Origin of the sequence: Pseudomonas poae (assembly GCA_028869255.1) — a bacterium.
Taxonomy (GTDB): Bacteria; Pseudomonadota; Gammaproteobacteria; order Pseudomonadales; family Pseudomonadaceae; genus Aquipseudomonas; species Aquipseudomonas poae_C.
On record CP110972.1, the window covers coordinates 5,350,755 to 5,371,673 of the forward strand.

The window sequence follows — 20,919 nt, forward strand, 5'->3', positions numbered from 1 at the left end:
GGACCATGCAAACTCGTGACGATATTTTCAACACCCTGCGCGATGCCTTGGTGGAACTGTTTGAACTGGACCCTGCCCGCGTCACGCTCGACGCCAACCTGTACCAGGACCTGGAAATCGACAGCATCGACGCCGTGGACCTGATCGACCATATCAAGCGCCAGACCGGCAAGAAGATCGCCGCCGAAGAATTCAAGGCCGTGCGCACCGTCAACGACGTGGTTGAGGCGGTGTACCGTCTGGTCACGCCTGCCGCATGAGCCGGCTGATCGGCCTTGGCCTGTTGCTGGCGGGGCTGCTGTACCCCTTTGCGGTGTATTACGGCACCGAGCACTTTGCGCCGTGGCAATTCGGCCTGCTGCTCGGCAGCCTGTGGCTGTTGCGCGCACTCACCGGCGCACGGCGCCCGGGCAGCCGCTGGATGGCCGTGGCGGTGATCGTGTTTTGCCTGCTGCTGGCCTGGTTCGACAACCCGCACCTGCTGCGCTGGTACCCGAGCCTGGTCAGCGCGTTCATGCTGGCGCTGTTCGGCCTGAGCCTGAAATACGGCCCGCCGATGGTCGAGCGCCTGGCGCGCATGAGCGAGCCGCAGCTGCCACCGCACGCCATTGTGTATACCCGCCAGGTCACCGTGGTGTGGAGTGTGTTTTTTCTGTGTAATGGCCTGCTCGCCGCCGCCCTCACCCTGTGGGCGCCGCTGAGCTGGTGGACGTTGTACAACGGCCTGATCGCCTACGGGCTGATGGGGCTGTTGTTTGCCGTGGAATGGCTGGTACGACAAAGGGTTCGAGGCCGCGTATGAATGGGTTGAAACTTGAGCACGTGCTGCTTGAGCCGCTGGAACACCGTTTGGTCACCACCGAACCTGCGATGAATCACGCCCAGCTGTGGGCGCACGCCCTGAGCCTGGCGGCGGGCCTGCAAGCCCGTGGCATCCGGCGTGTGGCGGTGCACCTGGAAGACGCCGGCGAACTGGCGATTGCCCTGCTGGGCGCCTGGCGCGCCGGGGTCAGCGTACTGCTGCCCGCCGACCTGCAACCCCAGACCCGCCAACGCTGGGACGCCGCCGTGGACGCGTGGCTGGTTGCAGGCGCCGATCTCGACGCGCTGTACCAAACGCCATTGAGCCCCGCCGCGCTCGACCTGGACGCCTGCCAACTGAGCCTGTGCACCTCCGGCTCCAGCGGCGAGCCCAAGCGTATCGACAAAACCCTGCGCCAACTGGCCAACGAAGTTGAGGCGCTGGAAGCCCTGTGGGGCGCAGACCTCAAAGGCGCCTGCATCATCGGCAGCGTGGCCACCCAGCATATCTACGGTTTGCTGTTCCGCGTGCTGTGGCCGCTGTGCGCCGGTCGCACCTTTGTGCGCAAGCAACTGGCCTTCCCCGAAGACCTGCAGCGCGCCAGCCGCGAGCACCCACAATTTGCCTGGGTCGCCAGCCCCGCGCTGCTCAAGCGCATGGGCGACAACCTCGACTGGCCTGCGCTGAGCCAGGTCGCTCGGGTGTTCTCCTCAGGCGGTGCGTTGCCCGTCGAAGCGGCCGGTAGCCTTTACGACCGCTTGCAGCAATGGCCGACGGAAATCCTCGGCAGCTCGGAAACCGGCGGCATCGCCTGGCGCCAGGGCGCGCAGCCGTGGCAGCCGTTTGCCGACGTGCAATTGAGCCAGGATCCCGACGGCGCGCTGCGTATCGCCTCGCCCTACCTGCCCGAGGGGCATATCGAACACACCGCCGACGCGGCGCGCATCCACTCGGACGGCCGTTTCGAACTGCTGGGCCGCCTGGACCGCATCGTCAAACTGGAAGAAAAACGCATCTCCCTGCCCATGCTCGAACAGGCACTGATGGCCCACCCGTGGGTCGCCGAAACCCGCCTGGGTGTGGTGCAGGAAAACCGCGCCTCCCTCGGCGCGCTGGTGGTGCTGAGCGCCGAAGGCTTGCATGCCTTGCGCAACCAGGGCCGACGCAGCGTCACCCAGACCCTGCGCCAGCACTTGAGCCAACACTGCGAAGCCCTGGCGCTGCCGCGGCGTTGGCGCTTGCTGCGCCAGCTGCCGCTGAACAGCCAGGGCAAGCTGCCCCAGGCCGACATCGAAGCGCTGCTGTTGGCGCCCCGGACGAAAGCCCCGGAGGTTCTGGAGCAAGTCGAAGCCGACGGCGAATGGACCTTGCAACTGAGTGTGCCGCCGGACCTGGCCTATTTCAGCGGCCACTTCCCGGTCACACCGGTGCTGCCAGGAGTGGTGCAGGTGGAATGGGCCTTCAACCTCGGCCAGCAACTGCTGGACCTGCCCGCCACCTTTGCCGGGATGGAAGTGCTCAAGTTCCAGCAACTGGTACGCCCAGGCGACCGCATCGAACTGCACCTGCGCTTCGACGCGGACCGCGCCAAGCTTTATTTCGCCTACCGCAACGGCGTCGCCGCCTGCTCCAGCGGCCGGATAGTGTTGGAGACGCCAAGTGAATAAGCTCTTGTGGCGAGCGGGCTGGCTGTGGCGACTTCGGGGTACGGGTCATGCATAACCCCTGCGCCCTGATCCCGGTCTACAACCATGAAGCTGCGGTGCCGGCCGTGGTGCATAGCCTGTTGAACAGCGGCTTGCCGTGCCTGCTGGTCGATGATGGCAGCAGCGCGGCGTGCGCGGCGGTATTGGCGCACTTGGCGACACTCGATAACGTCACCCTGCTGACCTTGCCGAATAATCAAGGCAAGGGCGGCGCGGTCATGGCCGGGTTCCGTGAGGCGGCGCGCCTGGGTTTCAGCCACGCCCTGCAAGTGGATGCCGACGGCCAGCACGACCTGCGCGAGGTCGAGAGCTTCCTCGACGCCTCGCGCACGCACCCCGACGCCGTGATCTGCGGCTACCCAGAATACGACGAGAGCGTGCCCAAAGGCCGCCTCTACGCCCGCTACCTGACCCATGTTTGGGTGTGGATCAACACCCTGTCGCTGCAGATTCGCGACTCGATGTGCGGCTTTCGCGTGTACCCGCTGGCGCCCACCCTGGCATTGATGAACTCGGCCTACATCGGCACGCGCATGGATTTTGACTCGGACATCCTGGTACGCCTGGCGTGGCGCAACCAGCCGATGCGCTGGCTGCCGACCAAAGTGCATTACCCCGCCGACGGCCTGTCGCACTTCCGCTTGTTCCACGACAACGTGCGTATCTCGGCCATGCACACCCGCTTGTTTTTCGGCATGTTGGTGCGTGCCCCGATGATCCTGTGGCGACGGTGGCAGGCATGAGCGACAGCAGCAAACACTGGGCCGACCGCGAGGAACGCGGCAGCTTCTGGCTGATGAAACTCACCGCCATCGCCGCCAAGGTCCTCGGCCGCCGCCTGCTGAGCCCGCTGCTGTATGGCATCGTGTTGTACTTTTTCGTGTTTGGCCGCACGGCGCGCCAAAGCGCCTGGCAATACCAGCAGCGCCTGGCCGACTGGAGCGGGCGCGATGAGCTGCGCCCCACCCACCGCAAAGTCTTCGGCCAGTTCATGGCCTTTGCCGACGCGCTGCTCGACAAGCTCGACGTGTGGAACGGCAAGCTGCGCCTGGAACAGATCGAGATCAACGACCCGGCCAAGCTGCGCGGGCAACTGCGCGGTGAGCGCGGGCAGATGCTGGTGGGCGCGCACCTGGGCAACCTCGAAGTGTGCCGCGCACTCGCCGAGATCGGTGAACAAGTCACCATGAACGTGCTGGTACACACCAAGCATGCCGAACGCTTCAACCGCCTGCTCGGCGAAGCCGGGGCCACCCATTTGCGCCTGATTCAGGTCAGCGAGCTGGACCCGGCCACCATGCTGCTGCTCAGCCAGCGCCTGGACGACGGCGAGTGGCTGGCGATTGCCGGTGACCGCGTGCCACTGCACGGTGGGCGCAAGGTGCGCGTGGACTTCCTCGGGCATCGCGCCGCGTTCCCCCAGGGCCCGTGGCTGCTGGCCGGCCTGCTCAAATGCCCGGTGAACCTGCTGATGTGCCTCAAGCACAAAAACCGCTATCGCCTGACCATCGAGCCCTTCACCCCCTTGATCGAATGGAAGCGCAGCACCCGCGAACAGGTGATTGCCGAGTGGACCGCACGCTACGCCGCACGCCTGGGTCAGTTCTGCCTGGAAGCGCCCCAACAATGGTTCAACTTTTACCCTTTCTGGAAGACCGATGACGACGCATCTTGAGCCGGTAACCTTTGGCGAACGCGCCTTGCGCATTGAAGACGTGCTGGCCCTGGCCAACCGCCAGGCGCCCACGCAGTTACAGGGCGATGCGGCCTATCGCCAGCGCATTGCCAAAGGCGCGCAGTTCCTCGACTCGCTGCTGGACAAGGAAGGCGTGATCTACGGCGTGACCACCGGTTACGGCGACTCGTGCGTGGTGGCGGTGCCGTTGCAGCACGTCGAGGCGTTGCCACGTCACCTCTACACCTTCCACGGCTGCGGCCTCGGCAAACTGCTCGACGCCCAGGCGACCCGCGCCGTGCTGGCGGCGCGTTTGCAGTCGCTGTGCCATGGCGTGTCGGGCGTGCGTGTAGAGCTGCTGGAGCGCCTGCATGCGTTCCTCGAGCACGATGTGCTGCCGTTGATCCCGGAAGAAGGCTCAGTGGGCGCCAGCGGTGATTTGACGCCGCTGTCCTACGTCGCCGCGACCTTGTCCGGCGAGCGCGAAGTGTTGTTCCGTGGCGAACGCCGCCAGGCCGCCGATGTGCACCGCGAGCTGGGCTGGGAGCCTTTGGTGCTGCGCCCCAAGGAAGCCTTGGCGTTAATGAACGGCACCGCCGTGATGACCGGACTGGCCTGCCTGGCCTTCGCCCGCGCCGACTACCTGCTGCAACTGGCCACGCGCATCACCGCCATGAACGTGGTGGCGCTGCAAGGCAACCCGGAGCACTTCGACGAGCGCCTGTTCGCCGCCAAACCGCACCCGGGGCAGATGCAGGTCGCCGCCTGGCTGCGCAAGGACCTGGCGATTGATGCGCCGACCGCGCCGCTGCACCGCCTGCAGGACCGCTACTCGCTGCGTTGCGCGCCGCATGTGCTCGGGGTGTTGGCCGACAGCCTGAATTGGCTGCGCTCGTTTATCGAGATCGAACTGAACAGCGCCAACGACAACCCGATCATCGACGCCGAAGAAGAACGCGTGCTGCATGGCGGGCACTTCTACGGCGGGCATATCGCCTTTGCCATGGACAGCCTCAAAACCCTGGTGGCGAACGTTGCCGACCTGCTCGACCGCCAGCTCGCGCTGCTGGTGGACGTGCGTTACAACCACGGCCTGCCGAGCAACCTGTCCGGCGCGCCGGCCGACCGCGCAATGATTAACCACGGCTTCAAGGCCGTGCAGATCGGCACCAGCGCCTGGACCGCCGAAGCGCTGAAAAATACCATGCCGGCCAGCGTGTTCTCGCGCTCCACCGAGTGCCACAACCAGGACAAGGTGAGCATGGGCACCATCGCCGCCCGCGATGCAATCCGTGTGCTGGAGCTGACCGAACAGGTCGCCGCCGCCACCTTGCTGGCGGCCAACCAGGGCGTGTGGCTGCGCGCCCAGGCTGAGGATGCGCGCCCGTTGCCACCGGCCCTGGCGGCCATGCACGCGGCACTGGCCAAGGACTTCCCGCCGGTGATCGAAGACCGCGCCCTGGAAGGCGAGCTGCGCCTGTGCCTCAAGCGCATCGCCGAGCAACACTGGAGGCTGCATGCGTAGCCCGGGCGTGTTGCACAGCGACACACAAATCCTCGTGCCGTTTTTTGATATCGACACCATGAATGTGGTGTGGCACGGGCACTACGTGAAGTACTGGAAGTGGCGCGCTGCGCGTTGCTGGACAAGCTCGACCACAACTACACGGCGATGCTCGAAGCCGGCTACGCGTGGCCGGTGATCGATATGCAGCTGCGCTATGTGCGCGGCGCCACCTTTGGCCAGACCATCAACGTGCGCGCCAGTTTGGTGGAATGGGAGAACCGTCTGAAGGTGAATTACCTGATCACCGACCTTGCCAGCGGCGAACGCCTGACCCGCGCCAGCACCGTGCAGGTAGCCGTCGAAATCGCCAGCCGCGAGATGCAGCTGGCCTCCCCAAAGTCTTCACCGACGCCGTAGAAAGGGCCTTGAAATGCTGACCCCTGTGGGAGCGGGCTTGCCCGCGATGGACGTTAACGATGACGCAGCTCCCCTGACACTGCGCGGCGCACTCAGGCTTTTCGCGAGCAAGCCCGCTCCCACATTACTCGCGCTGTGCCTGTTGCTGGGTATGCCAGGATTCGCTCACGCCTTTGACCTGCAACAACTCAGCGATCAACTGGCCAAGCCCTCCGTGATCCACGGCAACTTCACCCAGGAAAAACACCTGCGCGCCCTGCCGCAACCCTTGGTCAGCAAGGGCACCTTCGTGCTCGCCAAAGACCACGGCCTGCTCTGGCTGCTCAAGACCCCGCTGCAACAGGACTACCGCATCAGCGCCCAAGGCATCGCCCGGCGTGACGCCAATGGCTGGCAATGGCTGCCGAACAAGAGCGCCGGCGCCGAACAGAATCGCCTGTTCCTCGCCGTGCTCCAGGGCGACAGCAGCGGCTTGCAGCGCGACTTCGAATTGCAACTGCAAGGCGAAGCCCAGCACTGGAAGCTCACGCTGATCCCGCGTTCGCTGCTGCTCAAACAAGTCTTCACCCAGATCAATATCGACGGCGGCGAGCTGGTGCAGAAAATCGAACTGCTGGAAACCCAAGGCGACAGCACGGTGCTGCGCATGCAGGACAGCACCGCCGAGCAGCCGTTGAGCGATGCGGAGCAACACGACTTTGCCCAGTGAGCGCTTGTTGCCCCGCCTGTTCCTGATCCTGCTGGTGGCTGTGCTGGCCCTGGCCGGCTGGCAGTGGCGCCATGGCGCGCCGCTGTCGGCCAACCTGATGGAGCTGGTGCCGGGCAGCACGCCGGATGCGCTGGAGCTAAAAGCCGAGCAACGCATGCAGGAACCACTGAACCGCGAGATGCTGGTGCTGGTGGGGCATGCCGATCGCCAAAAAGCGGTGGCGGTGGCGCAACAATTGGGCGAGCGCTGGCAGGCCAGCGGCCTGTTTGAAAAGGTCCAATGGAACCTGCAAGCCGACTTGCCGGCGTTACGTGAGCAACTGCTGCGCGGGCGGCTGGCGATGCTCTCGGCCAAGGACCGAGAGCAACTGATCGAGCAGCCCGACGCGTTTATCCAACAGCGCGTGCAAGCGCTGTTCGACCCGTTCACCGGCTTCAGCCTGGTGCCGAGCCAGGATGACTGGCTGGGCCTCACCGGGCGCATCCAGAACAGCCAGCCGCAGCACGGCTCGGTGCAGCTGGATATCGGCAGCGGCGCGTTGATCGCCGATGCCGACGGCCAAAGCTGGGTGCTGCTGCGCGCGCGCACCACCGGCAATGCCTTTGATATGAAACTGCCGCTGCAAGTGGCGGACTTGCTCCAGGCCAGCCGCGAGCAAGCCAGCGGGCAAGGTGCACAATTGCTCGCCGCCAGCGGCCTGCTCTACGCGGCCAATGGGCAGCAACAGGCCACGCGGGAGATCACTTGGGTCGGCGGCGGCGCCACCCTTGGCATCCTGTTATTGCTGTTGCTGGCGTTCCGACGCTGGCGGGTGCTGCTGGCCTTTGTGCCGGTGCTGGTGGGCATGCTGTTTGGCGCGGTGGCCTGTGTGGCGCTGTTCGGCCATATGCATGTTATGACCCTGGTGCTGGGTTCCAGCCTGATTGGCGTGGCGGTGGATTACCCGCTGCACTACCTGTCCAAAAGCTGGAGCCTGCAACCCTGGCGCAGCTGGCCAGCCTTGCGCCTGACCCTGCCGGGGCTGAGCCTGAGCCTGGCCACCAGTTGCATCGGCTATCTGGCGCTGGCCTGGACGCCGTTCCCGGCCTTGACCCAAATCGCGGTGTTCTCGGCGGCCGGCCTGGTCGGAGCATACCTATCCGCGGTGTGCCTGTTGCCGGCCCTGCTCAAGGGCGTGGAGCTGCGCCCGGCGCAATGGCCGCTGCGCGTCGCCGAATGCCTGTGGCTGGCGCGTGCCTCGTTGCTCAAGCGCATACCCAGCGGCTTTTTGCTGGCGTGGGTACTATTGTTTTGTGCCGGTGGCCTGTGGCAACTGAACAGCAAAAACGATATCCGCCAATGGATCGGCGCACCGCCGCAGCTGTTGCAAGAAGCCCAGGCCGTGGCGCGGATTACCGGGTTCCAGCCCACCAGCCAGTTTTTCCTGGTACGGGCCGACAACCAACAGCAGTTGCTGGAACGCCAGGCGGCACTGGGCCAACGCCTGGACCAGCTGGTGAATATGGACAAACTGCAGGGCTACCTGGCGCTCAATCAACTGGTCAACCTGCCCGCCGAACAGCAGCAACTGCGCGCTGCGCTGAACCAGCTCCCCCAACACTGGCAGCCGCTGCTGGACCTGGGCGTACCCGCCAGCGCGCTGCAAGCCGAAGTCGCGCAACTGCAGGCGCTGCCTAGCGAAGACATCGACGCCGCACTGGTCGGGCCCCTGGCCGAACCGTGGCGCACCCTGTGGCTGGGCCCGGTAGACGGCGGCGTGGCGGCGATGGTCAGCCTGCAAGGCTTGAACAACCCGGCGCTGCTGCGGGTGCAGGCGGTGGACTTGCCCGGTGTGCAGTTGGTCGATCGCCTGGGGGATTTGAACCGGGTGTTCGCCGACACGCAGATCAGCGCGGCCGAATTGAAGTTGATGTCCTGCGTGCTGATCGTGTTACTGCTGATCCTGCCGTTCGGCGTCGGCGGTGCCTTGCGCATCGTCGCCTTGCCCTTGCTGGCCGCGCTGTGCAGCCTCGCCAGCCTGGGTTGGCTGGGCCAGCCGCTGACCCTGTTCAGCCTGTTCGGCCTGTTGCTGGTCACCGCCATCAGCGTCGACTACGCAATCTTGATGCGCGAACAAATTGGCGGCCCTGCCGTCAGCCTTTTAGGGACGCTGCTGGCAGCGCTGACGACCTGGTTGTCGTTCGGCCTGCTGGCGGTGTCCAGTACACCGGCGGTGAGTAATTTCGGCCTGTCGGTCAGCCTGGGCCTGGCATTCAGCTTTATGCTGGCGCCCTGGGCCGGCCAACGCGAGCACGCCTTATGAATGTGATTATCGCCAATGCGGCAAGGAGCCTTCGTGCCCACAGTTGAAATGGAACGTCGCCAAGTGGTGGTGATCGGTGCCGGCCCATCCGGCGCCATCGCCGCCGCGCTGCTCAAGCGCAAGGGCATGATGTATTGATCATCGAGCGCCAGCATTTCCCGCGCTTTTCGATCGGCGAAAGCCTGCTGTCGCACTGCATCGACTTTATCGAAGAAGCCGGCATGCTCGAGGCCGTGCAGTCGGCGGGCTTCCAGGTAAAAACCGGCGCCGCGTTCGCCTGGGGCGAGCGCTACAGCGCGTTTGATTTCGGCGACACCTTCAGCAACGGCAAACCCACGACCTTTCAGGTGCAGCGCGGCGAATTCGACAAGCTGCTGGCGGACCAGGCGGCGTTGCAAGGCGTGGAAATTCGCTACGGCGAAACCATCATCGGCGTGGATTTCAAAGGCGAGTGTCGTTACCTGCATGTGCGCCGTGAGAACGGCAGCGAGTACCACCTCAAGGCCAAGTTCGTCCTCGACGCCAGCGGCTACGGCCGCGTGCTGCCGCGCCTGCTGGACCTGGAGGCGCCATCGAATTTTCCGGTGCGCCAGGCGGTATTCACCCACGTCGAAGACCGCATCGAACACCCAGGTTTTGACCGCACCAAGATCCTCGTGACCACCCACCCGACAAAGCGCGATATCTGGTTCTGGACCATCCCGTTCAGCAACGGCCGTTGCTCGGTGGGCGTGGTGGCGGCCAAGGAACATTTCGACGGCCGCGACAGCGACCTCGACGCCTGCCTGCGCGGTTTTATCGATGAAACCCCAAGCCTGTCCGGCGTGCTGCAACACGCCGTGTGGGATACCCCCGCACGCACCATCGGCGGTTACTCGGCCAACGTCAAAACCCTGCACGGCCCTGGCTTCGCGTTGCTGGGCAATGCGGCGGAATTCCTCGACCCGGTGTTCTCCTCCGGGGTGACCATCGCCATGCGTTCGGCGAGCATGGCGGCCGGCCTGCTGGACCGTCAGCTCAAAGGCGAAGCCGTGGACTGGCAAACCGAATTCGCCGCACCGCTCAAGCGCGGTGTCGACACCTTCCGTTGCTACGTCGAAGGCTGGTACGCGGGGACGTTCCAGGATGTGATTTTCCACCCGGGCAGCGCGCCGGAGATTCGCCGGATGATCAGCTCGATTCTCGCCGGTTATGCGTGGGACGAGCGCAACCCGTTTGTCAGCGAGCCCAAGCGGCGGTTGCGGATGTTGTCGGAGATTTGTGCAGGGGATGCAGCGTGAATAGCCCTTCTCTTGAAAAAAACTACCTGAGTAAAAACTACGTCGAAGAAACCCGCTTTGGCTTCTGGTTTCTGCGCAGCCACACCTGGCAGCATCACGTGCTGCGCGTGGCGATCAACGACCTGCGCAGCCTGTTTACGCAGCCACTGCCGGTGGCGCCGGTGTTGCTGGACGCCGGTTGCGGCCAGGGCAAGTCCTTCAAGCTGCTGCACCAGGCATTCGCCCCATCACGCCTGATCGGCCTGGACGCCGACCCTCACAGCCTGGAACTGAGCCACGCCGAAGCCGCACGCCAGGGCCTGGCCGTGGAGCTGATCGGCAGTGATTGCGCGACCCTAGACGTGCCGGACGAAAGCGTCGATATCCTGTTCTGCCACCAGACCTTTCACCATCTGGTTGAACAGCATCGTGCGTTGCAAGAGTTCTACCGGGTGCTCAAGCCCGGCGGCTACTTGCTGTTTGCCGAATCCACCGAAGCCTATATCGACACCTGGGTGATCCGCTGGCTGTTCCGCCACCCGATGCATGTGCAGAAAAGCGCCGAAGAGTACCTGCAGATGCTGCACGAGCAGGGCTTCGAGTTTGACGCGCAGAACGTCTCGTACCCGTATCTGTGGTGGAGCCGTTCCAGCGATTTTGGCCTGCTGGAGCGCTGGGGCCTGCGCCAGGCGCCACCGGTGGGCCAGCGTGAAGAAACCCTGGTCAATTGCGTGGCCCGCAAACCCTTGGCGAGCGCGCAAGCATGAGGCGCCTGCTCTTGATCGGCTGCCTGTTGCTGCTGAGCGCGTGCGCCAGCCAGCCGCCGCTGCCCGAGAAAGCCCCAACGCTTGCCCTGCCGCTGCAATTGCATGTGCAGCGCCTGGCAGACGGCCAGAGCCAGGACTGGCTGCTGGTGATCCAGCGCGAAGGCGGCGGCATTCGCTGGTCGATGATGGACCCGCTGGGCATCCCCCAGGCCCGGCAAAAGCTGATCGATGGCCAGTGGCAGGCCGATGGCTTGCTGCCGCCCAACCCCCAGGCACGCGAACTGTTTGCTGCGCTGCTGTTCGCCCTGACTTCGGCGGATGACCTGCGTGCGCTGTACCCGAGTGCCCAGGCGATGGACCTGACGCGTACGCTGCCGGGGCATTGGCAAATTGTGTATCAGTCTTCAGAGGTGTTCAGCGTGAATATCACGGGGCAACCGTTGAGCTACCGCATCACACCGCTCGGGGTTGCGCGATGACCGCCTACCTCAACGCACTCGGTGTGATCTGCGCCCTGGGCCGTGGCCAGGCCGAGGTCAGCCGCAACCTGTTTGCCGGTGACTGTTCGGGCATGCGCGCCGAAAGCGGCTGGGTGCCGGAGCGCGTGCTGCCGGTAGCCGGTGTGCACGGCGAACTGGCGACCATCCCGGTGGAACTGGGCCAGCAAAGCAGCCGCAATAACCAGTTGCTGCTCGAGGCCGCCTTGCAGATCGAGGGCGAGATTCGCCAGGCGATCCAGCGCTACGGCGCCTCGCGGGTCGGCATTGTGCTGGGCACCAGCACCTCGGGTATCGACGAAGCCAGTCGCGGCATTGCCCATTACCTGCGCGACCGGCAGTTCCCCGGTGACTACGATTACCAGCAACAGGAACTCAGTGCACCGGCAAACTTCCTCGCCGACTGGCTGCAACTGAGCGGCCCGGCCTATGTGATTTCCACCGCCTGCACCTCCAGTGCCCGCGCACTGATGAGCGCCCAGCGCCTGCTGGACCTGGGTGTGTGCGACGCCGTGATCTGCGGCGGCGTCGACAGCCTGTGCAAGCTCACACTCAACGGCTTCAGCGCGCTGGAGGCGGTATCCGGCGAGCGCTGCAACCCGTTTTCGGCAAACCGCAACGGCATCAATATCGGCGAAGCCGCAGTTGTGTTTGTGATGAGTAAAGAGCCGGCGCCTATCGCCCTGCTGGGCAGCGGCGCCAGCTGTGACGCCCACCATATTTCCGCACCCGAACCCACCGGCAAAGGCGCGCTGCAGGCAATGCGCAAGGCCCTGGCCAGCGCAAAATTGCAACCCGAGCAGATCGGTTACCTGAACCTGCACGGCACCGCCACCCAGCACAACGACGCCATGGAAAGCCTGGCCGTTGCGAGCCTGTTCCCGGAAGGGGTCGCGTGTTCGTCGACCAAACCCATGAGCGGCCACACCCTCGGCGCCGCCGGCGCGCTGGAAGCGGCGTTCTGCTGGCTGAGCCTGAGCCACGGCCGGGTGCCGCCCCATGTGTGGGACGGCCAGGCCGACCCGGCACTGCCGACCTTGCAGTGGGCGCGCACCGGCGACACCTTGAAAAAACGCTGCCTGATGAGCAACTCGTTTGCCTTCGGCGGCAATAACGTCAGCCTGATAATCGCAGAGGCCCCATGATCGATTGGCCACTCGCCGAACTGCTGCCCCATGCGGGCGACATGATCCTGATCGACCAGGTGCTGTCGTTCGATGAAGAGCAGATTCACACCCGCGCCACCGTCAAGCCCGGCGGCCTGTTCAACCGCCCCGACGGCAGCCTGCCGGCCTGGGTCGGCATCGAGCTGATGGCGCAAAGCGTCGCCGCCTACGCCGGTTGCCACGCACGCCGCAAAGGCGCAGCCGTGGAACTGGGCTTCCTGTTGGGCACACGCAAGTTCGAGTGCAACGTGGCACAGTTCCCGGCGGGCGCCGAGCTGAAGATCCACGGCCTGCGTTCGCTGGAAGACGACAACGGCATGGGTGTGTTCGAATGCCACCTTACCGGTGACGGAATCCAGGCCAGCGCCCGCTTGAATGTATTTCGACCGCCCCAGGCGGCCAACTATTTAGATGAATCGAAGGACGAAACGCCATGACTGAACCCGTACTGGTCACCGGCTCCAGCCGTGGTATCGGCCGCGCCATTGCCCTGCGCCTGGCGCAGGCCGGGCATGACATCGTGCTGCATTGCCGCAGCGGCCGGGCGGAAGCCGACGCGGTGCAGGTCGAGATCGAAGCCCTGGGGCGCAAGGCGCGGGTGCTGCAGTTCGACGTGGCGGATCGCACGCTGTGCAAGCAAATTCTCGAAGCCGATGTTGAGCAGCATGGCGCCTATTACGGCGTGGTGCTCAACGCCGGCCTGACCCGCGACGGCGCCTTCCCGGCCTTGTCGGAAGACGACTGGGACGTGGTGATGCGCACCAACCTGGACGGTTTCTACAACGTGCTGCACCCGGTGATGATGCCGATGATTCGCCGCCGCGCCGCTGGGCGTATCGTGTGCATTACGTCGGTGTCCGGGCTGATCGGCAACCGTGGCCAGGTCAATTACAGTGCCTCCAAAGCCGGCTTGATCGGCGCGGCCAAGGCGCTGGCTATCGAGTTGGGCAAGCGCAAGATCACCGTCAACTGTGTGGCCCCGGGTCTGATCGACACCGCCATGCTGGATGAAAACGTTCCGGTGGAGGAACTGATGAAGATGATCCCCGCGCAGCGCATGGGCACCCCGCAAGAGGTGGCCGGTGCGGTGAACTTCCTGATGTCGGCCGAAGCCGGCTATATCACGCGCCAGGTCCTGGCCGTGAATGGAGGCCTGTGCTGATGAAGCGCGTTGTCGTCACCGGCATGGCCGGCATGACCTCCCTGGGTAGCGACTGGGACACCATCGCGGCCAACTTCCGCGCCAACCGCAGCGGCATCCGGCGCATGGACGAGTGGGACCGTTTTACCGAGTTGAACACGCGCCTGGCCGGGCCGATCGACGATTTCGTGGTGCCCGCGCACTGGACGCGCAAGCAACTGCGCAGCATGGGCCGCGTGTCGCGCCTGGCGGTGTGGGCGGCGGAGCAGGCGTTGCAGGACGCCGGCTTGCTGGGTGACGAGTCGATCAAGGACGGGCGCATGGGCGTGGCGTGCGGCTCGTCCACCGGCAGTACCGATGAGATCAAGGCGTTCGGCAATATGCTGCTGAACTCGGTGGCCGAGGGGCTGAATGCCAACTCGTATGTGCGCATGATGCCGCACACCACGGCGGCGAATATCAGCATATTTTTTGGCCTGACCGGGCGCTTGATCCCGACGTCCAGCGCCTGCACCAGCGGCAGCCAGGGCATCGGCTACGCCTACGAGGCGATCAAGTTCGGCCGCCTGCCCTTGATGCTTGCCGGTGGCGCCGAAGAGCTGTGCCCAACCGAAGCCATGGTGTTCGACGCGCTCTATGCCACCAGCCTGAAAAACGACGCCCCGCAGACCAGCCCGCGCCCCTACGACAGCGGCCGTGATGGCCTGGTGATCGGCGAAGGCGGCGGCATGCTGGTGCTGGAGGAACTGGAGCACGCCCTGGCTCGCGGAGCACATATCCACGCCGAGTTGGTCGGGTTCGGCAGCAACGCCGACGGCCAGCACACCACCCGTCCAGAGCAGAAAACCATGCGCCGAGCCATGGAGCTGGCCCTGGAAGACGCCGGGCTAGAGCCCTGCGCCATCGGCTACGTGAACGGTCATGGCACTGCCACCGACCAAGGTGACATCGCCGAAACCCTGGCCACCAGCAGCCTCTTCGGCAGCCGTATGCCCATCAGTTCGCAGAAAAGCTTTCTCGGCCACACCCTCGGAGCGTGCGGCGCGCTGGAGTCCTGGTTCAGCATCGAGATGCTGAACCGTGACCAATACGTGCACACCTTCAACCTGGATTCCGTCGACCCGCAATGCGGCGAGCTGGATTACCTGCAGGGTGAGTTTCGCGAGATGCACCACGACTACGTGATGAACAACAACTTTGCCTTCGGCGGCGTCAACACCTCGCTGATCTTCCGCCGCTGGTCCTGAATTTTTAATCGATTGGAGAAAACGGAATGTCTTCCTTGCTACGCGCCACCCTGATCACCCTGGCATTGCTGACCACTGCCGGCTGCACCAGCAAGCCGATCCTCAACACCCAGCACGAGCTGCCAGCCAACGCTCAGGTCAGCGAAGAGAAAATGAAAACGGTCATCATCAACGCCCTGCAAAAGCGCGAATGGACCGTACAGCGCCTGAGCCCGCAATTGGTGCAGGCCGAGATCACCGTGCGTAACCAGTACTACGCGGCAATCGATATCCGTTACACCCGCAACAGCTACGCCATCACCTACCGCGACAGCCGCGACCTGGGCTACAAGGACGGCAAGATCCATCGCAATTACAACCGTTGGGTGAGCATGCTGGATCGGGACATCATGGCCAGCTTGCGCAACTACGGCGTGAATGAAGCCAATTCCTTGCCGCAGAATTGAGTGTGACGAGCTTGCTGTGGCGAGCGGGCTTGCCCGCGTTGGGCTGCGCAGCAGCCCCATTACGGCCCCCGCGCTCTAACTGACAGCTCACCGTGTCAGGTATTGGGGCTGCTTCGCAGCCCAACGCGGGCAAGCCCGCTCGCCACTAGAAGCTCCACAAACGCCTTCGCCATCGGCGTTTGCGCGCCCTTGCGTTGCACCAGCCACACCGCCGTCACCGCCTCCTCATCGAGCAAGGTGCGATACACCACCCCATCAATGCGGATGCGTTGGTAGGACGCCGGCAGCACCGACACCCCCAGCCCCGCCGCCACCAGGCCGATGATGGTCATCGCCTCTCCCGCTTCCTGGGCGAAGTGCGGGCTGAAGCCGGCGTCCCGCGCCAGGTTGAGGAGCTGGGCGTAAAGACCACTGCCGTAAGTGCGTGGGAAAAATACGAACGGTTCGTCAGCCAGTTGCGCCAAATGCAAGCCGCGCTCGCTGCCTTCCACCAACGGGTGACCGGCGTTCAGCACCGCCACCAAAGGCTCGCGCATCAGCTCGATGACACTCAGCGAATCCGGCAACGGCAGCGGGCGCATCAGCCCTACCTGGATCGACTCATCCACCAGCGACTCGGCCACCTCGGTACTGCTCATCTCTTGCAGGTTCAGGTGCACTGCCGGAAACGCCTGGCGAAATGCAAAAATCGCCTGCGGGATGCTGGAGTTGAACGGTGCCGACGACGTGAAGCCGATCTTCAGTTCCCCCAGCTCACCCAATTGCGCCCGGCGCGCCACGTCCGCTGCTTTATCGACTTGCGCCAGCACCAGCCGCGCCTCTTGCAGGAACAGCCGACCCGCCTCGCTCAACTCAACCCGACGGTTAGTACGCTCGAACAAGCGCGCGCCGACCTCCTGCTCCAGCGCCTGGATCTGCTGGCTCAACGGCGGTTGCGAGATGCCCAGCACCTGAGCAGCGCGGCCGAAATGCAGCTCTTCGGCGACGGCGATGAAGTACCGCAGATGACGTAATTCCATGCCAACCTCATTAGGTCGTAAAAGCTATCAAACAGGTCGAACAATATATTGGAAAGAATCATTAGGCAGCTATATTCTTTTTTGCATTGCCAGTCCTGGCACGCTTTTCCTCCCCGAGGTCCCCGTGAAATCTGCTGTCGCGCCATTCGCTCAAGAAGTCCCGCCCACCGCCCTCGATGAAGTGGTGGCCCAACTCAACGAGCAGTACATCGAAAAAGGCACACCGATGTTCATGCGCACGGTGCTTGCGCTGTTCTCCGGCGGTTTCGCCACCTTTGCCCTGCTGTATTGCGTGCAGCCGATGATGCCGGCGCTGTCCCATGAGTTTTCCATCAATGCGGCGCAGAGCAGCCTGATCCTGTCGGTGGCCACGGCAATGCTGGCGTTGGGCTTGCTGATCACCGGGCCGATTTCCGACACCCTGGGGCGTAAGCCGGTAATGGTCGCGGCGCTGTTCTGCGCGGCACTGGCCACCATCGCCAGCGGCCTGATGCCGACCTGGGAGGGGATTTTGCTGATGCGTGCGCTGGTGGGTTTGTCCCTGAGCGGCCTGGCCGCCGTGGCCATGACTTACCTGAGCGAAGAGATCCACCCACAGCACATCGGCCTGGCCATGGGCCTGTACATCGGCGGCAACGCGATTGGCGGCATGAGCGGGCGCCTGATCATCGGCGTATTGATCGACTTCGTCAGCTGGCACACCGCAATGCTGATCATCGGCGCCCTGGCACTGATCGCGGCCACGGTGTTCTGGAAAATCCTCCCTGAATCGCGCAACTTCCGCGCCAGCAGCCTCAGGCCACGCAGCCTGGTGGATGGCTTCGTGATGCACTTCAAGGACGCGGGCCTGCCGTGGCTGTTCCTCGAAGCCTTCCTGCTGATGGGCGCGTTCGTGACGATGTTCAACTACATCGGCTATCGCCTGCTGGCCGATCCCTATGACCTGAGCCAGGCCGTGGTCGGCCTGCTGTCGCTGGTGTATCTGTCGGGCATCTACAGCTCGGCGAAAATCGGCTCCCTGGCCGACCGCCTCGGCCGTCGTCGCGTGCTGTGGGGCACCATCGTGTTGATGCTCGCCGGTATGGCCATGACCCTGTTCACCCCGCTGTGGCTGGTGGTGCCGGGCATGCTGATCTTCACCTTCGGCTTCTTCGGCGCCCACTCGGTGGCCAGCAGCTGGATCGGTCGCCGTGCGGTCAAGGCCAAGGGGCAGGCGTCGTCGCTGTATCTGTTCTGCTACTACGCAGGTTCGAGCATTGCCGGTACGGCGGGCGGGTTCTTCTGGCACTTCGGCGGGTGGAACGGAATCGGCGGGTTTATCGTGGCGCTGTTGATCGGCGCGCTGCTGGTGGCGTTGAAGTTGGCGAAGTTGCCGCCGTTGGGGAATGTGAAAGCCTGAGGCGATTTTGCTTTAAATGTGGGAGCGGGCTTGCTCGCGAATGCGGTGGGTCAGTGACGAATTTGTCGACTGACACACCCCATTCGCGAGCAAACCCGCTCCCACATTTGTTCGCATTTACTCGTGATACTGCGCCGACAGCTCATGCACCGCTCGCAGGAACGCGCCGGCATGCTCCGGGTTCACTTCCGGGGTGATGCCATGGCCGAGGTTGAACACGTGCCCGGTGCCCTTGCCGTAGCTGGCCAGGATGCGGCCGACTTCGCTGCGGATCGCTTCCGGCTTGGCGTAGAGCACGGTCGGGTCCATGTTGCCTTGCAGCGCCACCTGGTTGCCGACGCGACGGCGGGCTTCGCCGATGTCGCAGGTCCAGTCCAGGCCCAATGCATCGGCACCGGCATCGGCGATGCTTTCCAGCCACAGGCCGCCACCCTTGGTGAACAGGATCACCGGCACTTTGCGGCCTTCGTGTTCGCGGATCAGGCCGCTGACGATTTTGCGCATGTAGGCCAGGGAGAATTCCTGATACGCCGCCGCCGACAGGTTGCCGCCCCAGGTATCGAAGATCTGCACAGCCTGTGCGCCGGCCATGATCTGGCCGTTGAGGTAGCTGGTGACCGACTGCGCGAGTTTATCCAGCAGCAGGTGCATGGCTTGCGGGTTGTCGTAGAGCATGGCCTTGGTCTTGCGGAAGTCTTTCGACGAGCCGCCTTCGACCATGTAGGTGGCCAGGGTCCAGGGGCTGCCGGAGAAACCGATCAGCGGCACGCGGCCATTCAGCTCGCGGCGGATGGTGCTGACGGCATCCATCACGTAGCCGAGGTCTTTATGCGGATCCGGGATCGGCAGGGCCTCGATATCAGCCAGAGTGCTGACGACCTTTTTAAAACGCGGGCCTTCGCCGGTTTCAAAATACAGGCCCTGGCCCATGGCGTCGGGGATGGTGAGGATATCGGAAAAGAGGATGGCCGCGTCCAGTTGTGGGTAGCGGTCCAGCGGCTGCATCGTGACTTCGCAGGCGAACTCCGGGTTCATGCACAGGCTCATGAAGTCGCCGGCGTTGGCGCGACTGGCGCGGTATTCCGGCAGGTAGCGACCGGCCTGGCGCATCATCCACACAGGGGTGACGTCCACGGGTTGCTTGAGCAGGGCACGAAGGAAACGGTCGTTCTTGAGGGCAGTCATGTCGGCATCCGCAAAAAAAGTGCGGGCATTTTCTCAGAGCCAGACGCAAAAGGCACGGAATGCGCCGTGCCTTTTGTCTATCGGGTCAATTTGTCGCGGACATGAAAGTGCTGCAAAACAAATGTGGGAGCGGGCTTGCTCGCGAAAGCGGTGGGTCAGTCGATACATCTAGTGACTGATAAACCGTATTCGCGAGCAAGCCCGCTCCCACATTTTGATCCCATTTCAACTCGGGATCAGGATCAGACTTGCAGGTAGTCCAGGATCCCCTCAGCGGCGTTGCGGCCTTCGAAGATCGCGGTTACCACCAGGTCCGACCCGCGCACCATATCGCCACCGGCGAAGATTTTCGGGTTGCTGGTCTGGTGTTTGTACTGGCCTTGTTCCGGGGCTACGACGCGGCCCTGGCTATCGGTCTGGATCTGGAACTGTTCGAACCACGGCGCCGGGCTTGGACGAAAACCGAAAGCGATGACCACGGCGTCAGCCGGGATGATCTCTTCGGAACCTGGAATCGGCTCTGGGCTGCGACGGCCACGGGCGTCCGGCTCGCCGAGACGGGTCTCGACCACCTTCACGCCTTCGACGCGATCTTCACCAACAATCGCGATCGGCTGGCGGTTGTAGAGGAATTTCACGCCTTCTTCCTTGGCGTTCTTCACCTCTTTGCGCGAGCCCGGCATGTTGGCTTCGTCACGACGATACGCACAGGTCACCGACTTGGCGCCCTGGCGGATCGACGTCCGGTTGCAGTCCATCGCGGTGTCGCCACCGCCGAGTACCACAACCTTCTTGCCTTTCATGTCGACGAAGTCTTCCGGCGACTTTTCAAAGCCCAGGTTGCGGTTGACGTTGGCGATCAGGAAGTCGAGCGCGTCATACACGCCCGGCAGGTCCTCACCGGCAAAGCCGCCCTTCATGTAGGTGTAGGTGCCCATGCCCATGAACACGGCATCGTATTCTTCGAGCAGTTGCTCCATGGTGATGTCTTTGCCGATTTCGGTATTGAGACGGAACTCGATACCCATGCCGGTAAACACTTCGCGACGGTTGCTCAGTACGGTTTTTTCCAGCTTGAACTCGGGGATACCGAAGGTCAGCAGGCCGCCGATTTCCGGGTTCTTGTCGAACACCACCGGGGTCACGCCGCCACGCACCAGCACGTCGGCACAGCCCAGGCCCGCCGGGCCCGCACCAATGATTGCGACGCGCTTGCCGGTCGGCTTGACCTTGGACATGTCCGGGCGCCAGCCCATGGCGAACGCGGTGTCGGTGATGTACTTCTCCACCGAACCGATGGTCACCGCGCCGAAGCCGTCGTTAAGGGTGCAGGCACCTTCGCACAGACGGTCCTGCGGGCACACACGGCCGCACACTTCGGGCAGGGTGTTGGTCTGGTGCGACAGCTCGGCGGCGGCAAGGATGTTGCCCTCGGCCACCAATTTCAGCCAGTTGGGAATGAAGTTGTGCACCGGGCACTTCCATTCGCAATACGGGTTACCGCACCCCAGGCAGCGGTGGGCCTGGTCGGCCGAGTGCTGGGGTTTGAAGGGTTCGTAGATCTCCACGAACTCTTTCTTGCGTTGACGCAACAGTTTCTTCTTCGGATCTTTGCGCCCGACATCGATGAACTGGAAGTCGTTATTCAGACGTTCAGCCATGTTAAAACCTCATC

Annotated in this window: 19 protein-coding genes and 2 pseudogenes; 18 read left to right on the plus strand and 3 right to left on the minus strand. The window is 63.9% G+C overall.

The features are described from left to right. The first annotated feature begins 5 nt into the window (after positions 1-5). The 17 genes and pseudogenes from LRS56_24305 to LRS56_24385 all read left to right on the plus strand — a co-directional run bounded on the left by LRS56_24305 (position 6) and on the right by LRS56_24385 (position 15,641). The gene (locus tag LRS56_24305; protein WDU61873.1) at positions 6-260 is read left to right on the plus strand and encodes an acyl carrier protein; all 255 of its coding nucleotides are present in this window, start codon (positions 6-8) and stop codon (positions 258-260) included. Continuing rightward, entirely contained in the window at positions 257-802 is a 546-nt protein-coding gene (locus LRS56_24310) for a hypothetical protein (protein WDU61874.1), read from the plus strand. Before LRS56_24305 ends, LRS56_24310 begins: the two co-directional genes overlap by 4 nt. Continuing rightward, positions 799-2,469 carry an AMP-binding protein gene (locus tag LRS56_24315; GenBank protein WDU61875.1) on the plus strand — a complete coding sequence of 557 codons (1,671 nt, stop codon included), beginning with the start codon at positions 799-801 and terminating at the stop codon, positions 2,467-2,469. Before LRS56_24310 ends, LRS56_24315 begins: the two co-directional genes overlap by 4 nt. A 47-nt stretch (positions 2,470-2,516) precedes the next feature. Next, positions 2,517-3,251 carry a glycosyltransferase family 2 protein gene (locus LRS56_24320; protein ID WDU61876.1) on the plus strand — a complete coding sequence of 245 codons (735 nt, stop codon included), beginning with the start codon at positions 2,517-2,519 and terminating at the stop codon, positions 3,249-3,251. Then, the gene (locus LRS56_24325; protein WDU61877.1) at positions 3,248-4,183 is read left to right on the plus strand and encodes a glycosyl transferase; all 936 of its coding nucleotides are present in this window, start codon (positions 3,248-3,250) and stop codon (positions 4,181-4,183) included. Before LRS56_24320 ends, LRS56_24325 begins: the two co-directional genes overlap by 4 nt. Then, entirely contained in the window at positions 4,167-5,708 is a 1,542-nt protein-coding gene (locus LRS56_24330) for an aromatic amino acid ammonia-lyase (protein WDU61878.1), read from the plus strand. Before LRS56_24325 ends, LRS56_24330 begins: the two co-directional genes overlap by 17 nt. Continuing rightward, positions 5,701-6,127 (plus strand): annotated as a pseudogene (locus tag LRS56_24335) (acyl-CoA thioesterase). The gene LRS56_24330 and the pseudogene LRS56_24335 overlap by 8 nt, the downstream one beginning before the upstream one ends. Continuing rightward, complete coding sequence (locus tag LRS56_24340) at positions 6,121-6,816, plus strand: outer membrane lipoprotein carrier protein LolA (GenBank protein WDU61879.1); 696 nt, start codon at positions 6,121-6,123, stop codon at positions 6,814-6,816. The pseudogene LRS56_24335 and the gene LRS56_24340 overlap by 7 nt, the downstream one beginning before the upstream one ends. Then, positions 6,806-9,118 (plus strand): MMPL family transporter, encoded by a 2,313-nt coding sequence (locus tag LRS56_24345; protein WDU61880.1) that lies wholly within the window; start codon positions 6,806-6,808, stop codon positions 9,116-9,118. Before LRS56_24340 ends, LRS56_24345 begins: the two co-directional genes overlap by 11 nt. A 33-nt stretch (positions 9,119-9,151) precedes the next feature. Then, a pseudogene (locus LRS56_24350) lies at positions 9,152-10,398 on the plus strand (NAD(P)/FAD-dependent oxidoreductase). Then, on the plus strand, positions 10,395-11,144 hold the full coding sequence (locus LRS56_24355; GenBank protein ID WDU61881.1) for a methyltransferase domain-containing protein: 750 nt from the start codon (positions 10,395-10,397) through the stop codon (positions 11,142-11,144). The pseudogene LRS56_24350 and the gene LRS56_24355 overlap by 4 nt, the downstream one beginning before the upstream one ends. Continuing rightward, on the plus strand, positions 11,141-11,623 hold the full coding sequence (locus tag LRS56_24360) for a hypothetical protein (protein ID WDU61882.1): 483 nt from the start codon (positions 11,141-11,143) through the stop codon (positions 11,621-11,623). The genes LRS56_24355 and LRS56_24360 overlap by 4 nt, the downstream gene beginning before the upstream one ends. Beyond that, the gene (locus LRS56_24365) at positions 11,620-12,786 is read left to right on the plus strand and encodes a beta-ketoacyl-[acyl-carrier-protein] synthase family protein (GenBank protein ID WDU61883.1); all 1,167 of its coding nucleotides are present in this window, start codon (positions 11,620-11,622) and stop codon (positions 12,784-12,786) included. The genes LRS56_24360 and LRS56_24365 overlap by 4 nt, the downstream gene beginning before the upstream one ends. After that, entirely contained in the window at positions 12,783-13,244 is a 462-nt protein-coding gene (locus LRS56_24370) for a hotdog family protein (GenBank protein WDU61884.1), read from the plus strand. Before LRS56_24365 ends, LRS56_24370 begins: the two co-directional genes overlap by 4 nt. Then, the gene (locus LRS56_24375; protein WDU61885.1) at positions 13,241-13,969 is read left to right on the plus strand and encodes a 3-ketoacyl-ACP reductase FabG2; all 729 of its coding nucleotides are present in this window, start codon (positions 13,241-13,243) and stop codon (positions 13,967-13,969) included. The genes LRS56_24370 and LRS56_24375 overlap by 4 nt, the downstream gene beginning before the upstream one ends. Beyond that, the gene (locus LRS56_24380) at positions 13,969-15,195 is read left to right on the plus strand and encodes a beta-ketoacyl-ACP synthase (protein WDU61886.1); all 1,227 of its coding nucleotides are present in this window, start codon (positions 13,969-13,971) and stop codon (positions 15,193-15,195) included. The genes LRS56_24375 and LRS56_24380 overlap by 1 nt, the downstream gene beginning before the upstream one ends. 26 nt (positions 15,196-15,221) lie before the next feature. Further along, positions 15,222-15,641, plus strand: coding sequence for a hypothetical protein (locus tag LRS56_24385; protein WDU61887.1), 420 nt, complete (start codon positions 15,222-15,224; stop codon positions 15,639-15,641). A 95-nt stretch (positions 15,642-15,736) separates the two neighbouring features. On the opposite strand, the gene LRS56_24390 is transcribed toward LRS56_24385, so the two are convergent. Further along, positions 15,737-16,660 carry a LysR substrate-binding domain-containing protein gene (locus LRS56_24390; protein ID WDU61888.1) on the minus strand — a complete coding sequence of 308 codons (924 nt, stop codon included), beginning with the start codon at positions 16,658-16,660 and terminating at the stop codon, positions 15,737-15,739. A gap of 124 nt (positions 16,661-16,784) precedes the next feature. Here LRS56_24390 and LRS56_24395 point away from each other — a divergent pair, with 124 nt between their 5' ends. Then, positions 16,785-18,059 carry an MFS transporter gene (locus LRS56_24395; GenBank protein WDU61889.1) on the plus strand — a complete coding sequence of 425 codons (1,275 nt, stop codon included), beginning with the start codon at positions 16,785-16,787 and terminating at the stop codon, positions 18,057-18,059. Between the two features lie 117 nt (positions 18,060-18,176). Here the strand turns inward: LRS56_24395 and hemE are convergent, their stop codons facing one another. Beyond that, the gene (gene hemE / locus LRS56_24400) at positions 18,177-19,244 is read right to left on the minus strand and encodes a uroporphyrinogen decarboxylase (GenBank protein WDU61890.1); all 1,068 of its coding nucleotides are present in this window, start codon (positions 19,242-19,244) and stop codon (positions 18,177-18,179) included. Between the two features lie 242 nt (positions 19,245-19,486). Further along, a complete protein-coding gene (locus LRS56_24405; protein WDU61891.1) occupies positions 19,487-20,905 on the minus strand; it encodes an FAD-dependent oxidoreductase in 1,419 nt (472 codons plus the stop codon). Between the last annotated feature and the right edge of the window lie 14 nt (positions 20,906-20,919).